9 protein-coding genes and 1 pseudogene are annotated in these 15,674 nt (G+C 67.8%); all 10 read right to left on the minus strand.

The window, feature by feature from the left end:
* Positions 1–138: 138 nt before the first annotated feature.
* Entirely contained in the window at positions 139–348 is a 210-nt protein-coding gene (locus ACFWFI_RS06370; protein WP_387386188.1) for a DUF2283 domain-containing protein, read from the minus strand.
* A gap of 103 nt (positions 349–451) precedes the next feature.
* Positions 452–685 (minus strand): annotated as a pseudogene (locus tag ACFWFI_RS06375) (transposase family protein); the annotation flags it as partial.
* Between the two features lie 389 nt (positions 686–1,074).
* Positions 1,075–1,989, minus strand: a complete 915-nt coding sequence (locus tag ACFWFI_RS06380; protein ID WP_387386191.1) for a hypothetical protein — start codon at positions 1,987–1,989, stop codon at positions 1,075–1,077.
* Positions 1,990–2,131: 142 nt separating this feature from the next.
* Complete coding sequence (locus ACFWFI_RS06385) at positions 2,132–2,608, minus strand: hypothetical protein (RefSeq protein WP_387386194.1); 477 nt, start codon at positions 2,606–2,608, stop codon at positions 2,132–2,134.
* A gap of 311 nt (positions 2,609–2,919) precedes the next feature.
* Complete coding sequence (locus tag ACFWFI_RS06390) at positions 2,920–4,131, minus strand: McrC family protein (RefSeq protein ID WP_387386196.1); 1,212 nt, start codon at positions 4,129–4,131, stop codon at positions 2,920–2,922.
* Positions 4,128–5,960 carry a DUF4357 domain-containing protein gene (locus tag ACFWFI_RS06395; protein WP_387386199.1) on the minus strand — a complete coding sequence of 611 codons (1,833 nt, stop codon included), beginning with the start codon at positions 5,958–5,960 and terminating at the stop codon, positions 4,128–4,130. The genes ACFWFI_RS06390 and ACFWFI_RS06395 overlap by 4 nt, the downstream gene beginning before the upstream one ends.
* A 6-nt stretch (positions 5,961–5,966) precedes the next feature.
* Positions 5,967–7,130, minus strand: a complete 1,164-nt coding sequence (locus ACFWFI_RS06400) for a DEAD/DEAH box helicase (RefSeq protein WP_387386201.1) — start codon at positions 7,128–7,130, stop codon at positions 5,967–5,969.
* A gap of 8 nt (positions 7,131–7,138) precedes the next feature.
* Positions 7,139–8,989: a DrmB family protein gene (gene drmB, locus ACFWFI_RS06405; protein WP_387386203.1), complete on the minus strand. Its 1,851-nt coding sequence runs from the start codon at positions 8,987–8,989 to the stop codon at positions 7,139–7,141.
* Positions 8,986–12,117 (minus strand): helicase-related protein, encoded by a 3,132-nt coding sequence (locus ACFWFI_RS06410; RefSeq protein WP_387386205.1) that lies wholly within the window; start codon positions 12,115–12,117, stop codon positions 8,986–8,988. Before ACFWFI_RS06410 ends, drmB begins: the two co-directional genes overlap by 4 nt.
* A 41-nt stretch (positions 12,118–12,158) precedes the next feature.
* On the minus strand, positions 12,159–15,074 hold the full coding sequence (locus ACFWFI_RS06415; protein WP_387386208.1) for a sigma-70 family RNA polymerase sigma factor: 2,916 nt from the start codon (positions 15,072–15,074) through the stop codon (positions 12,159–12,161).
* Positions 15,075–15,674 lie beyond the last annotated feature (600 nt).

The raw sequence follows: 15,674 nt of genomic DNA on the forward strand, positions 1-15,674 counted from the left end.
GCGGGGTGGTAGCCGAGCGTGTGGAGGCACCTTGGACGGCTCTGGCCACGCCCTGCCCGTGTTGCAGAGGGTCAATGAGCCCTTTCCAACCTGCTGCAGGGCGCACCGCGGTCGCCGCGAGCGCGGTGTTCGACTGTTTCAGGCGCCTTCGGTACCCATTCGCTCCGCGGACTGGAGCAGGTGCTCGGGTAGCTTTGAACTGGCCGCCCACACCTCGATGCCTATGAGGCGGCCCCGCTCGTCGAAGTCGAGGTTGATCATGCCGTCGACGTCCACCGGATCGCGGGGATACATGCGTGCGGACACGCGGGCCTGCGGTTCGGTGAGGTATACGTACGCTGCGTCCACGGACTTGTCGAAGGTGCTCTGACGTCTGCCACGGTGAGCGGGCTCCCTTGCTGGCGTTGATGGTGGCGCTGTCCTTGTTCTACCTCCGGCCGCAGCGACCTCAGACTGCCGTGGCGATGTGCCGGTAGACGGTGGCCACTCCGATCCCGAAGCCGGCCGCGAGCTGGGCGAATGTGTGCCCGCAGCGCAGGTGGGCCGGCGCGAGCAGGGCCTGTCGGCCAGTAGTCAGTCATCGCCGCCGGGGCGCGCCGCGCTCACGGCGCCGGGCTGTCAGCAGGTCGGACAGGTAGCGCAGGGTCGAGTCGGCCAGAACGATCCCCGATAGGTCGACAAGCACGTGAAGCTCCGGGCGGACAGGGTGATCTTGGTCGACAACCCATCTACCAGAAGCTTCGCATTTCCCTCAACGCCGCCCTGGGCTAACTGTTTTGCTGCTCAATCATGTTGGAAGAACCTCAATGATGTGATCGCGGCCCCTGTGTCCTCCCGGGAGGACACAGGGGCAAGTCGTATTTGGTGTCACCGTCCAGTTGCATATTGGGGCTTTGTCGTCGAATCCGCAGCCACGTAGTGGGCTTGTGTTGGTGCATCCGGAACTGGGCTGGCCCTTGTGCGTCTGGCTGTTGCAGCAGTTCTCGTTCCGGAGTGGCCTCGGGCCGGCCATCCGGGGATCATGACGACGGGGGCGCTGACTGCTCGGGCGGCCATCGCGGCCGCCTGCGTCCCTCACGGATCGGTGACGAGCAAAGGCTCGTCGGGGCCCCTGGTTCTGGGAAGAGAGTCATGCACTTCGCCCGGGCGTGACCAAGTCGTCGGGCCGCCACCACCGTTGTACATCCAGTAGGCGCTGGCTGATCCGGTGGTCAGTCTGAAGGGCTTACCCGAATCCGAGATCCTTATGGTCTGACGCTCACCATTGACGACTGCCTCGATCGCCAATTCAAAGCTGCAGCTACGCCCGCTCTTCGCAATCAAAGCAGCAATATCGAACTGCTCCGTATCGCCCTTGGGGACCTCGAAGCCAAATGGGGCAGTCTTTGCTTTCGATACATCAAGGTTCTCGATCTTCGGATAGTACAAGGGAACTGGCCTCGGGAGGTCGAGATCAATGACGATTGCACGAGGTGTCACCGGATCCGCTCCACCACCTGTCCAAATCCGGATGCCCTTGAGTGGGTCTTCGCACGCAAACTTCTTCAATCCCATGCTACGTAGGTAGACGACACCCCCGGACAGGTTCTGGATGGTCACGCCGAAAAGTAATCTACCTACTGCAACGCCATGGAAGGACTTTGCGAAGTTATAGAAAGAGTCGATCGATGCGTAGCCGGGGTCACCTTTGACTACTTGCCCCTGAGGGAGCATCCACTCCTGATTCCTGCCGTAAGCCTCGATCATTTCCACTGAGCTGGCATGGAAGGGATTGGTATCCACCGAAACCTTCAAATCGGCTGGGGTGGGAGGTGCGGTGGCATTCCTCACGCGGTCCAATTCCGAGGCTGATGAGGCGCCGAAAATATCTCGGTTCATCCATAGGGTCGAGATGACAGACAGCGCCACGACAACTGCGATGCACGTGATCACCTTACGTCTGAGCGTGGCGCGTCCCGCCGGGTACACGTGCAGGTGTGTGTTGTTCATGGTCCCGGAGCCCAGAGTCGGACCGGAGAAGTTTCCCTGCCGGAAGTCGTTTCGCCGTTCGCCTGCGCTTGACCCGAGACCTCTACGCTTCCTGCCGGTTTTCTTCCTCTGCGCCCGGCCTTCGTATTTGCCCATGCCAGCTCTACTCGAAGTGATTGTTCATGGTGCCGCTACCCTGGACGGGGCCCTGGAAATTGCCATCTCGGAAGTCATTGTGGATTACTCGGTTTTTGACTGCGGTGTCGGATCCCGGCGCGATGGCTTGCGCAGCGGCTTGCAACTCGGCAGCCGCCTGAGGGTCGGCTGCCAGCGAGGCGCGAAACATTGACTCCCAGACCTGCAAGGCGTGCGCGAAGTCCCCGTCAGCCTCGACCTGAGCACGAAGAAGGTGTTCCAACTCTCTCGCGCACTCCAGGTCCTCCGGCTCCCGTTCCAGTGTGGCAAGCGCAGCTTCGGCTCTGTCGAGCTCCAGAGCCTGCCCGGTCGCTGTGCCAGTGCTAGAGGTGTCCGCCCTCCGTCGACGTATCAACCCGGTCAGGCCGGTCCAGGTCAGGCGTCCGATCTCCCCACCTGCCCCACCAGCGAGTGCAGCGAGAACAGCCAACGAAATCGGGTCCATGGATCCGCCTCCTTCGTCACCTCACCGATAGCCGGCGAAGTATCACCACCGTATGGCTTGCAGCGAGGTCTCCGCAGCCCATCGGTGCTATCACCGAGGGGACTTGGCGGTGGGGCCGACCTGCTGCCGGGTCCGCTGTAAGCTTCTCAGGAGCGCTGGCGCGTACGCGATCAGATGCCAACGCGGGGTTCAACTCGCACGCTCACGATGAGTGGGATGAAATTACCTCATGCGGTGCACTTTCGGAAGTGTCATGATGTCCGCGCCGCTTCGCGTTTCGCCTCATCTGTTCAACCGTCGCGGTCGGTCCGTCACTGTTTCCGAGTCATCTCGTGAGCCAGATCGTCTACTTCAGCAAGCAATGCATTCGGCGGCTGGGAGAGGTCCAATGCGTGCTGGAACAGGGAGATCTCGGCATGGCGCACTCGATGCCGCGCGCGAGGGGCATTGCCCCTCGCATACACGAGGTGGCCTGCAGGCAACCCGATAGCAGTGCAGTACGCGAGCATCTGGTACAGGTCAGCCTCCGGATAGCCTTCCGGGCGTTCGGCCTTGTACTTGGCGTCAGCTACGGCCAGAGGCGTACCTCGTTCGTCATACCACACGAAGTCCGGGCGCATGCGGACAGCGCCTGCCTGATCGAGAGTGATCCCCTTCGCCTGAAGTGAGCCGAGCCCTCCGAGAGGGAGGATTGCTTCACGCAGGGCGACGCACACGAAGTCCTCGAAGACCTTGTTCATGTCGAAGAGGAACCCGTCGATGTGCAGCGCTCCCGTAGTGTGCTCTGCCGACGAGCCCGTCAGGATGGCTCGGGCCAGATGCAGGGCGTGGAGATAGCGGGCGTTGAGGCGGCTTGGGCGCCAGTCCGGTAGACGTTGCCCGCGGACCAGGGGGGTGATGGCGCCCAGCCGGGTCCGCTGGTGCAGCAGACGGGTCCGCACATGGCGCGGGACCCCGGGCAGGCGCAGGACGCGGTCGACGGCGGAACGCAGCAGTCGATTCTCCGCGATGTCCGTCGTGAAGTCGTCGTAGGTGATCTCGACGGGCATCGCGGCGCCGAACCTGCGCCCTATCTGGTCGGCCTCCCGGATACGGCCACGAACGACGAGCGCGGTCTCCTCGGTGGTGCGGTATCCCTGCAGGAGGCCCTTGCCGAGGGCTCGTTCCACCTGCCGTTCCAAGGCGTGCGCCAGCGCGGGTACCAGCTCCCGGTGTTCGGCGACATCGACCTCGTCGTCCCGCCATCCGCGCGGGTCGAGGCTGTAGCCGAGCAGGAAGAAGAGCCTGCCGACCGGCACCTTGGGCGTGATCCGGAGGGTCACCCTCACCGGTTCAGGCCCAGGAACTGTCATGGTCACTGCCCCCACCTTGCTGCCCGCCCGTAGAACCCATTGCCCGGGCGCATACGGATCGGGAGCCGCGTCGATGATCCGGGAAGCGGCGAGAGCTCGCCCGACGGTGTCAGGCAGGTGCAGGTGCACAGGCCTGGCGTGTTCGACGAGCTCGACTACGAGCTCGTTCATTCGCCCGGCTCGTCGACCGGTAGGCGCAGTGTGGCACGCAGCGCCGTCACCCCATAGCGCTTCTCGATGTCCATGCCTTCGCCGTAGTGATGTTCCTCCAGCAGCGGCAGGATCTTTGTGCGCCAGGCCCGCTCCAGGCCGCCCTCCCGGTAAACACCCGGTTTCATCAGATAAGACGGGCCGACGTGGAAGTCGGCGTCGTGAATACGAGAGTTGAGCTCGTCCAGCAGGTCAGCGGGCTCGCTGTCCCTGCCCTCGGCGACCAACCACCGTCGTAGCAGGCCACGGGTTGGCTCGGTGCGCGGTGACAGTTCGACGAAGGCGAAGCGGCGCCGCATGGCCGCGTCCACGAGCGCGATCGACCGATCGGCGGTGTTCATCGTGCCGATGACGAAGAGGTTGGGCGGCAGCGCGAAGTCGTCGCCGGAGTAGGTCAGTCGCACGGACTTGTTGCGGTACTCCAGAAGGAAGTAGAGCTCACCGAAGACCTTGGCCAGATTGGCACGGTTGATCTCGTCGATGATCAGGAAGTGGGGAACGTGCCGGTTGCCCTCGCGCGATGCGAGGTCCGCGAGTTCCCGCAGCGGGCCGGCGGTCAGCCGGAAGGCGACCTCCCGGCTCTCCAGGTCCTCCTGCGGCCGGAATCCTTCGAAGAAGTCCTCGTAGGAGTAAGAGGGATGGAACTGCACGAGCTTGACCTGCTCGGGCCCGCCGCCCAGGAACTCCGCCAACTTCATCGCCAGGTACGTTTTGCCGGTGCCCGGCGGTCCGTACAGCACGAGCTGCCTCTCGTCCCACAGCAGATCGCGCACCTCCCGCAGCCACGATGCGTCGTGGACGAGCAGCTCGCGCGTCAACTCGTCCGTCGGCACCGGCAGATCGAGGTCACGGCGGGCGGCGATGGCCGGGATCTCCACGCTCGGATCCTGGTCCGCGGCTTCGGCCTCCTCGATCAGCTCCTTGTCACTGACTCCGAGCCCGTCGAGCAGGTCCCTGACCGAGGTCAGATCGACGACGTCGTGCTGCACGGACAACTTCTGCTGCAGGGCTTCGGGCAGCCCGTCGTACGGGTGCCCGTGTTCCGACCAGTCGACCGGCCGCCGCAGATTCGACCGGCCGTCCTCCGACGTGATCTGCTCGGCGGAGCCTGTGATCTCACCGAGGTGGAGCTGTCCACCGGAGATTGTGCATACCGTGTCGCCAGGCCTCATCCGGCTGAGGAAGGAGTGCAGCTCTTCCACGAGCGTCAGCCTCTGGTGGTACGTCGCCGTCGAGTCGTAGTCCTCCTCGACCGTGGTGCGCAGCGCGTCCTTGCTCGTGTTCTGGCCGACTCCTTGCCGCAGCTGCTTGGCCGGCAGACTCACCACACTCTCCGGCAGCCACAGGCGCTGGACGAGGTCGAGACCCGCGACATTCGAACCTCGGACCAGCCAGGAGCGGTTGGGCCCCCAGGAAGCCTGCTCGATGTAGTCGACCAGCGGATGCCCGTCGGTGGTCTTCCACTCCTGCCAGCCGTTGGCACTGCGCCCCACCAGGATCTCGGCGGCGGCAGAAGGGGAGTTGCATTCGATGTCCCGGGCGGTCTCCAGCCACCCCGGCCAGCGCTCGGACTGCCGCAGGGCGCCCTCTGCCAGCAGTCGTTCCCGCAGCCGGTGCGAGGAGGGCATCCGCTCGGGAAACGACGGCACGGCCTCGGAGCGGGCCGGCGATCCCGCCGACACGATGAACTTCTGGCTGCCGTTGGTCCCCATGAGCCGTGTCAGCCGTCCGACCGCCTCAGGACCGCCATTCGGCAGCCGAAGGCGGAATTCCGGGTACTCCTCGGGCATGGTGCCTCACAACTCCTGGTGGGGGCGGGTGGTGGTGTCCGCCGGTGAACGGTGCGCAGCCGGTGCTGGATACTCACGTACGAGCACGTGTCGGGGAATCGGGGCGAGCAGCGGAGGTTCGCTCGATCCCTCGTAGCCGAAGTGAAGTTCGCTGCGGGCCCGTGTGGCAAGCACGTAGTAGGCCATGCGCAGCGCTGCCGAGGTGGGGTCGGTTCCCGCGTCCGTTTGTGTGTCGGGTACGACGGTGAGGTCGAAGCCGAGCCCCTTGGCGCTCGCTCGGTGGACGATGACGATGCCGGGGCGGCTGAGGTCCAGATTCTTGTACCGGCCCGAGGTCGCTTGCGCGGTGTACATCTGCGGTTTGAGCCGGGGAGACCGCCGCTCCAGGCGGGTGAGCAGGTCGAACTGGTCACGGGAGGAGTTCAGGACGACACCGATACTCCGGCCCGGCCGATGTTCGGCCAGTCCCAGCAGCAGGTCCACCCGTGCGCCGGGGCCCTGGAGGGCGTGCAGGCGTGGCGGTGGTCCTGTGCGTTCCGGCAGCGCCGGCCTACCCGCCCCGACATGGAAGTGCGCTGCCAGTTTGGCGATCGGCCGTGTATTGCGGTGGTTGCCGGTGAGGTCGTGCGGGTAGCCCGCGCCCAGGCCCCTCGCGATCTCCTCGAGAGTCGACTGCGTGTCCGTCAGGCGCTGGCACTCGTCGGCGTAGACCGTAGTCCGCGCGCGGAGCACCCGGCAGAAGCGGTAGAAGTCCGGTGGAAGATCCTGCCCTTCGTCGACGACCAGGGAGAAGCCCGGCACCGTCGGGGCCACGGCTGCCTGCTGGAAGAACTCGCTCCAGTCGAACCAGCCGGAATCGGTCCGGGACGGGGCGCTTCCCGTGTGCTCGCGGTACCAGCCGGACAGCCAGGTGTGCGCGGTCGCGACCACCACACCGTCCTGCTGCGGACCTAGGGCGGACACGAGAGGGGCGAGTGACTGCCGCAGCAGGTTGGACCGGGTCAGGAGTACCGTCGGCCCGCCTGTCAGGGCGAGCATCACGGCACGTTGCGCGGCCAGTACGCTCTTGCCGCTGCCCGGTGGACCACTGACCACGTGGTTTCCATCGAACGGTAGCGCGTCGAGCGATACCTGCTGATGTTGGGTGAGGTCGAGGTAGCTGAGCGTCATCTGTGCAGTCACTCCATTGCGGCAGCCGCGGCCGACCGGGCCTCCGCGACGATGGATTCGAAATAGCCGGGCACGTGCTCGCCGCCCACCACGAGCGCACGGTCCAGCAGGGTGTTGCCCGTCTCGCAGCTGGTCTCCGGCAGCAGCGCACAGGCATGGCAGGCGGCTCGGTTGAGATTGTCGAAGCCCTGACCGGTGTGCTCCGCGCACAGCGGGTCGGCGGAACACCATGCGGCGGCCTCGGTCATCCGCAGCAGCGTCTCGGAGAGTCTCGGCGGCTCGCCCTGCTGGACGAGTCCGCCGAGGGTGCCTTCCGCGTCTCCGGCCGCTGTGTACACCAGCACGCCGTACTGGTCGTGCTCGGGCCGTGCGTACACCCGCTCCCGCAGGCTCGCCGTCGAGTAGCCCGACTCGAACGACAGCTGGCGGATCAGGAGATGAGCGAGGGTGTGCAGGAGGACGAAACGAGGGGAGAGCTCGGCGCCCGTCACCGTGGCCAGCCGGTCCAGCTGGAAGGAGCGGTCGAGGTCGGTCCGCAGGCCGGCTACCCGATTGCGCACGCGCTCGTCGTTTTCCCACTCGGTGAGTGCGCCCTTGTCCAAGGTGAGGAAGAGCCCTTCGCCGAACACCTCCACGGCGGGGAGCCAGCGCAGCCGACGGGCGGTGTCCGCGTGGACGAAGGCCGAGGTGGGGGAGATGCGGCGGAAGCCCTGCAGGGCACGGACCTCGCGGAGTCGGTCGGCGAGAACGACCCGGCCGATGCGGTGTCGCAGCGACGCCCAGGGTTCGGCGTGCTCGTGACCGAGTCCGAGGTCCGTCTCACGTACGGCGAAGTCGCGGGTTGCGGGGGGTACGGGCGACATGAAGGCCGCCCATTCCTCCCGGCTCAGGTCCGGGGCGACCGGTCCGTCGTCCGCGTCGGAGGTGTCGGCCCGGGGCGGCGGGGCGACACCCGTCTCCTCGGCCATGAGTACGTCCAGCAGGGCATCGTCGGCGCCGGTCTCGTCCTTGAGCAGGCCACGGAAGGCGTCCTCGGCAGGTCCGCCGTGAGCCCGGCACAGCGGGACCCACATATCGCTGGCACGCACCCGCTCCGCCAGGGCCCCGTCCGTGACCTCGGCAGGAGCATCGCTCTCAGGGATGTCGAGGGCCGAACTGACCACCGGGTAGTACAGATTACCCGCCGTGCGCTGCACCACCTGGACGGGCTTGGCGCAGTCCGTCGCTTCGTTGCGCCGCTGCCACGGGTTGCGTCCGGAGCATCGCGTCCCATGGGTGCCGAGTACATCCAGCAGGTCGCGGTCGGCTCCGCAGCCGTTTGCCGTGCAGAGGACGGACAGGGCTTCAAGTCCCGTCGCGCGGTCGGACACGTGGAATCGCAGCCGGTCACGTGTGGTGCAGGCTTGCCTGGCCGCAGGGTCCAGCCGGGAGTGGGCCCAGAACCACCAGTCGACGTCACCGAGGTGGCCGCCCGCGCAGATCTGTACGAAGCGCATCGGTGCGAGCTGCCGCACCGGCGAACAGCTCGGGCAGCGAGGTGGCAGACCCGCCTTCTCGTCGGAGATGCGCCACCGGGTCATCCGACGGCAAGCCCCGCAGAACAGCCAGGACGGGAACCGGATGTACGGGGCCCCGGCGGCGTCGGGCCGGTCGAAGCGGTCGTCAGCGACCGGAGGAGCCGCGTAGAAGGCGCTCACCCCGAGTCGCGTGGCGAGCCGCGGCGACAAGACCTCCTGGCGCCGGCGCGGCCAGTCACCGATGCCCGTCGCCACGAAGGACTCGCCCTGGATGTCGAAGACGGCACCGACCCCGAACGGAAGCACCGTCTGGGCCTGTCGTACCCGCAGTCGCCTGCTCACAGGTCCGCTCCCTTCACCGTCACCTGGCACTCCCGGTCGACGTTGCGCATCGAGTGCGGGGTCTCCCAGAGGCCCCCGTGCTGCTCGAAGTTCCTCAGCAGATTCATCTGTCCCTTGCCCTGACTGCGGTAGTACAGCTCCTTGCCCTCCTTACGCGCGTCGAGCGCCTGCTGCTGCCAGGCGGACAGCAGGTCGTCCAGCTCGTCACGGACGGCAGGCGCCGCCCTCGGGTCACCGGCCGTCGCCCGGTGGGCCAGCTCCTCCGCGAGCGCCGCGGCGGCGGGCAGCCGGTCGATGATGTCGCCCGCCTGGTTCTCGGCGGACAGCCCGAGACCGTGGCGCACGAGGATGACGAGCGCGGCGTGCAGCGCGCGACGACGCGACGGCGCGGACCACGGGGTGACGCTGGTCGGTTCGACGTGCCGGTACAGCGCCCGGTGGTAGACGTCGAACGTCTCGTAGTGCGAACGGTCCCGGGGACGGGTCGCGTTGAAGAACGTCACGACGAGCCCCGGCACCGAGTGACGGCCGACGCGGCTGGTCGCCTGGATGTACTCGGCGGTGGTCTTGGGCTGTCCCTGCATCAGCATCAGGGACAGCCGCTTCACGTCCACACCGACGGACAGCATGTTGGTGCAGGGGAGGAACGACACGGAGTCCGGCTCCGTGTACGGCTTCTCCAACCGGTCCAGCAGGACGGGCTGCTCGGCTCGTGGAAGGTTGCTCGTCAGTTCCTGTACCTGATGGTCACTCAACTCTCTTACACCCAGGCCTCTGTCGAGGCCGGCCAGCTGAGCGGGGATGTCGTCCGCCGCGGCCGTCACGGTGCGGCCGAGCTCGCGGAGGCTGTGGTGGTACGCCACGAGCGTCCAGTACGCGTCCCGGCTCTCCTCGGGAAGCTCCCACGCCCCCTGGAGCATGGCGGCGGCCGTAGCGACGGAGGCGCGGCCCGCGGTGTGGCCCTGCGCCATGACACCGACGTAGCGACGCCCCGGACGTGAGGTGTCCGGCTCGGCGAAGTAGGAACGTCGGGCGTCGAGCCCGGCCGGCGGGAAGAGCTGCACCTCACGCCCGTACAGGCCGCGTACCTGCTCGCCGGAGCGGCGGATCGTCGCGGTGGAGGCGACCACCTTCGGGCCGACTCCGTCCCGTGTGCACAGCCCCAGCACAGCCGCCTCGTACAGGCCTACCGTCGTCCCCAGCGGACCGGTGAGCAGATGAAGCTCGTCCTGGATGATGAGGGAGGGCGGCAGCTGGTCGGACCCGGCGCCGAACAGGCGCCCCGAACGCGGCTCCCAGGCCAGGCGCGCGAACTTGTCGACCGTTCCGAGGACGAACGTCGGCGGGCGGTCGTAGAGGTGCTCGTCCACGACGGCCACCGGGAGCTCGTCGTGGAAGGCGCAGGTGTCGCGCGGACAGAAGAAGGCGAACGAATCCGCGTCGGCACGCACCCCGTAGTCGTCGATGTCCGGGGACTTCCTGTTGGGCAGGATGCGTGTACCGCACCACGGACACCGGTCCAGGATGAACACGTCGTCCGGTCGCACCGCTTCGCGCACGTCGTGGAAGGCCGTGACCGCCGCCTCGTACGTGTTCGGGGACGTAGCCATGCCCACCCACAGGCCGATGGAGAACGGTTCGGTGCCGAGTGCCGCCGGATCGTCCCGGCGGAGCTTCTCCAGAGCACAGACGGTCGTCGCCGCTCGCTGGAACTGCTGTGTGGTCAGCAGGCTCAGGGTGTAGCGGCTGACGACAGCAGTGCCTCCTCCGTGCGGTTCACGACGGCGCAGCACCATCACGAACGCCGCGAGCAGGAGGTACGCCTCGGTCTTTCCCTCACCGGTGGGGAACCAGATCAGGTCGGCCACTTCCCGGTCAGGGTGCGAGGGATCGACGACTCCGTCGAGCGACAGCAGGAAGAAGGCCAGCTGGAAGGGACGCCAGGCCGCCTCCGGGGCCGGAGCCGGCTCGAGGGCCGCCGGATCGCGGCGAGTCCGCCGCTCGCCTGCCTGGTCGGGCGCCGAGTGCCGCATCTGCAGAGCCATGGCGTGGTTTGCCGTACGGAACGCGGCCAGCAGCTCGGGGCGCTCGGGGTCGCACAGAGTCCGCACTCCAGACGCGATGCGTCCGACCACCGCTTCGATGCGTTCCAGGATCCGATCGGCCGCATCGCGGCCCCAGCCTGGGATCTCTGCGTTCCGCTGCTCCTCGAACCACTCGCGGTAGCCGTCCGCGAAGGCCGTCAGCTCGTCGCGTAGCCGATCGGCGGGCACAGAGGGGTCGGCGAGGTGGAGGACCCGCAGCACCGGGAGCCCCACCGGGCCCGCGGCCTTGGTGGCGGGCACCTCGGCCTCGGGCATCACCGCGGCCCTCAGCCCGGTGATCCTGCCGTCCTCGCACACCTCGGTGACCGAGCAACCGTGGCCGACCGCATGGGTGCGGACATGGCGGTACTGGAGCCGGAGCTCCTGCTCCTCGGGGTCACGGCTGGCGAGACGCACGCTTGGGTACTGCCGCACGTCACCGCCTACCGGACGGGCTTCGAGCCGGACCTGGAACAGCATGCCGTCCCACTGCGTAGGACGGCTCCGGCCCGACCCGGCCGCCGGTGCACCGCCCGTGCGCGCCGTGTTCACGAGGGCCACGGTGACCAGGTGGCCGGAACCGAACTGCCTGCGCCGCAGCCTGATTTCCGCCCGGCCGTCGAGCACGGCCATCCGCTCGGTGTCGGGGCCGAGGACGACGGTCTCCCCGGGAAGCTCGACACGCCGCCACCGGCGCCCGCGCTCGCCCTGTTCGGTCTCGTAACGGGCCGCACCGCAACCGATTTCCACGTCGGGCGCATCGGTGTAGAAGCTGAACCCGAGCGACGACGGAAGCCAGGAGTTCGACTCGGGGATCGGGTCGGTCGCCGGGTCGGTGTCCTCGGCATCGCCCTCCGTCCCGGGGCCGTCCAGGACTTCCGCCGTCTCCGTCAACCGCCGCTGAAGGTCGGCGTCCTGGGCGTAGAGGGTGCCCATGAGGTACTGCCGGTCCGGCGGCGCGTCGAGCACCTCCTCCGCCCCCAGGGCGGGGCCGACGAGTTGCCGGCGCACGTAGTCGACGAGTTCGTCTCTGGGGCTGGTCACTGTCGGGGTCCTCCACGTGGGGGTCGTCGCGGCATGGGTGCTCATGGGCGCCGCCACCAGCGGCGGGGGTCGGGCTGCTGGGGTTCGGGAGCCGGTTCGGGCTTCCGCACCGGCGTGAGCTGCGCCTCCAGCTCGGCGATGCGTGCCTGCGCGGTCTGCCGCTCCTCGGCGAGGCGGAGCTCCGCCCACCGCTCGACGGCCTGGACTCGCTCGGCGGCCCCGTCCTGCACCGCCTGCGCGGCCTGGACCCGCTCGGCGAAGGCCGCCTCGGCCTGCCGCAGCCGGACTTCCAGCACCTGTACCTCCTGCCGGGCCGACTGCTCGACCGTGCGGACCCGGCGCGCGTAATCCTCCTCCATGCGACGCAGCGCCCGCTCCTCACGCTCGTCGGCCGCACCGGCCACGGCGGACGTGGCCTGCAGTATGCGGCCCTCGGCGGCCGCTTCGGCCTCGCGGACGAGTCGTGTGCATTCGCTGCGTGCCAGGTCGATCTGCTGAGCCAGCTCGGCCTGCGACTCTGCCCTGGCTCTGTTCCGCTCCTCCGCCCGGGCGTTCGCCACCTGGTCGGCAACGCTCGACTCCAGCGCGTGGATGCGCTGCGCTGCCTGCTTCGCCTCCGCCTCCACCTGGGAACGAGCGTTGTTGCGCTCGGCTGCCCGGGCCTGGGCGATGCGGTCCGTCACCTCGGCTTCGAGCTCCCGCAGCCGACAGACAGCCTCGGCTTCGGCGACCCGGGCCTCGTGCAGGGCGGTGGTGTCGTTGGCGGTGGGTACGGGGACCGGGTCGGCAGGGGGAGTGGAGACCGAAGCTGAGTCGGTCTCCTCGGCTGTTACGTTTTCGCGGCTGCGCGGAAACTCCTTGAGCGCATCGGCGAGCGCCAGCCGGGCTTCCGGCTTGGTGAGCGGGTACGCGGCCAGATAGGTGCGCGGCGACCGCCCGAGCAGGGCGGGGGACGACCACTCGAAGAAGTCCTTCGGACGCGCCTCCCTCTCCTTGAGGCCGTCCACCACACGGACGAGGACGTCGATGGCCTGAGCGACCGGTCGGTCCGGGAGTTTGCTGCCGTCGGCCACCTTGGCCACGGTGAGTGCGGGGTACAGGCCCAGGATCTCGCTCAGAAGAACGTGACCGAAGGCGAGGTACACGTAATGGGCCGTCCATCGGACGCTCCGGTTGAGAGAGAGGGACAGGGCGACGGCCTCGTCCCATCGGTCGGTATAACGCCCGGTGGAGGGGAGGCCGGCCTGAGGCACCTCTGCGTCTCCGAGCTGCGTGACCTCGACGGGGGGCCGGTGCTGCGGCGCTGCCTCCGGGGCGTGCGCAACGACGCTGGTCAGGGCAGGGGCGGGCACAGCGAGCTCCTGCGGTTTCGGCTCGGTGACTGACGGGGGCTTGTGGGTAGGGGCGGCATCGGGTGATACCTGAGATGCTGCCGTGAGCGTCGGCGGGTCCACCGTGAGGAGTTCCGATGGGGTGCCGGTGCCTGTCAGCCCCGGAAGTTTCGGACGCGGGGCTGCCTCGGCCTCTTCGACCACAGACGGCGCGTCGGAGGGTGTCGGGCCGGGCGTTGCCTCCATGATGTCGGCGCCGTGCGGATCCGGCGCAGGAATCCTCTGCCTTCCGGGCCGCGCGAGTCGGCGGCTTCCTGCCGCGTGGCGCGCCCGCCTGCGCGCACGCTGGGTTCGCCTCCACGCCTCTTCGGGTTTCGGAGCGGCCCACACCATGCCCAGAGTGTCCAGCAGGATCCGCCGGTACGTTGGAAGCCGATGCCCTCCGACCCGGCCCTCAACACGCTGTTCGGCCACCCATAGACCCAGCGGGAATCCGTCCTCGACTTGGTCCGGATCAGGTGTGGCATTGCCTTCCCGCTCCCGGTACGCGGTGAGAGCCTTGATCCCGGCACGCCAGTTCGGCTTGCGGAGCTCCCTGCTGATCACTCCCACCGGGTTCTTCAGGCTGCCGTCGGACTGCGCATCGGCCAGCATGCCTGCCAGCGCGGCGTGGGGATTCCCGGCCGGATCCTCGAACGCGACTCGCAGCACGGCGAATGCCTGCGATTCCAACTGCCGGATCCGCTCGCGGGTGACGCCGAGCTCTGCGCCGATCACATCGAGAGTCGCGGGATCCTCCCCGTCGAGGCCGACGCGCAGCGTCACGACGCGTGCGAAGCGCTCCGGAAGCAGCGCCACGAGCGCGTGAGCGCCCTCGTTCGCCAGCGTTGCCATGACCGCGACCTCGACGGACGGCAACGAGTTCCGGTTTTCGAGGAGTTCTCCCAGGTGGGTGCCGTCCCCCACGATCCGGTCGGTAGAGTCCGTCACCCTGCTGATCCGGCGGATCTCCTCCACCTTGCCGACGGGAAGATCACACGCCACAGCCACGGCTGCGGCACTGCGGGACTTTCCGACCCCCACCAGATCGCGCTCCACCCGGCCCACCCTGCGCACCAGTTCGTGCATATGGACCGGGATGCGGATGGCGCTCCCTTCGTCGGCCAGGGCCCGCGTGATGGCCTGCCGCACCCACCAGGTCGCGTACGTGGAGAACTTGTTGCCCTGACGCGGGTCGAACTTCCGGACAGCACGCAGAATGCCGAGCATCCCGTGCTGGAAGAGGTCGTCCTCGTCCAGGCCCTGACCGAAGTGCGTCCTCACCTGAGACCAGGCGAGGCCCTGATTGTGGAGTACGAGACAGTCGCGTGCGAGGCGACGGATGTCTCCGGCGGGCAGGTTCGCCAACTCCTCGTCGGTCGGCTCGACGTCCACGCGATCGGGCCCACCGCGCAGCAGCACGCTGAGGCCGACCTCCTCCAACGCCTTGAGGATGCGCTTCTCGGGCCGCCTGTTGCGGCGGTCGTCGTCAATGACCGCTCGCGCGGCGGCGACCGCCGACGCGAGATCGCCCGTGTCCGGCGCCGATCCGCCGGGCAGGACCGGGCCGGCCTCGAGTTCGTACACGTCTTCATCGGCGTCGGGCCGGTGGCCATCCTGTCGATCTTCGCCAGGTCGCAGCGAGAAGCGTTCCGCAGCGACCCCTCGCAACTCCGATGCCTGTGCGGTGGTCAGGCCCGCAAGCCGCGCGACGCCCACCACTGCACGATCGGTTACGGCCCCGTCCACGGCGTACCGGCTGAGCAGCCCCAGTGCCTTGCTCACAGCCGGATGCGGACGACATTCCGATTGTGGGGATTCTGTGCGTGGACGTACAACCTTCTTCACGTCTCCCGAGTCATCGGTACGTGTGGCAGGGGTGGCAGGTGTTTCCAGGCGCAGGTTCAGCTCGGCCAGTGCCCAGATCAGTCGCGCACGCGCTGTCTCGTCCAGTGTCAGCGCGGCCGTCTCCGCCTCGAAGGCGGCGAGCGGCACAACCCCGTGGGTCGCCACCTGTTGGAGATTGCGGTACAGCATTGCGACCGAAGCTTTGAGTTCCACTGCAGCCCAACTTTCACGCGGCGCGACCTGATGGTGCTGACGTGGAGCACGGCTTCCGCGTCGTTCTTCTCGACTTCACCATACGCTGGATGCGTTGACGATGTAAACACTCTCACGGGTTGGTTC

The organism is Streptomyces sp. NPDC060209, assembly GCF_042728155.1.
Taxonomy (GTDB): domain Bacteria; phylum Actinomycetota; class Actinomycetes; order Streptomycetales; family Streptomycetaceae; genus Streptomyces.

Bases quoted from the DNA above. Each gene is read 5' to 3' on its own strand.
- ACFWFI_RS06380 (WP_387386191.1), bottom strand. From the start codon at position 1,989: ATGAACAACACACACCTGCACGTGTACCCGGCGGGACGCGCCACGCTC.
- ACFWFI_RS06385 (WP_387386194.1), bottom strand. From the start codon at position 2,608: ATGGACCCGATTTCGTTGGCTGTTCTCGCTGCACTCGCTGGTGGGGCA.
- ACFWFI_RS06390 (WP_387386196.1), bottom strand. From the start codon at position 4,131: ATGAACGAGCTCGTAGTCGAGCTCGTCGAACACGCCAGGCCTGTGCAC.
- ACFWFI_RS06395 (WP_387386199.1), bottom strand. From the start codon at position 5,960: ATGCCCGAGGAGTACCCGGAATTCCGCCTTCGGCTGCCGAATGGCGGT.
- ACFWFI_RS06400 (WP_387386201.1), bottom strand. From the start codon at position 7,130: ATGACGCTCAGCTACCTCGACCTCACCCAACATCAGCAGGTATCGCTC.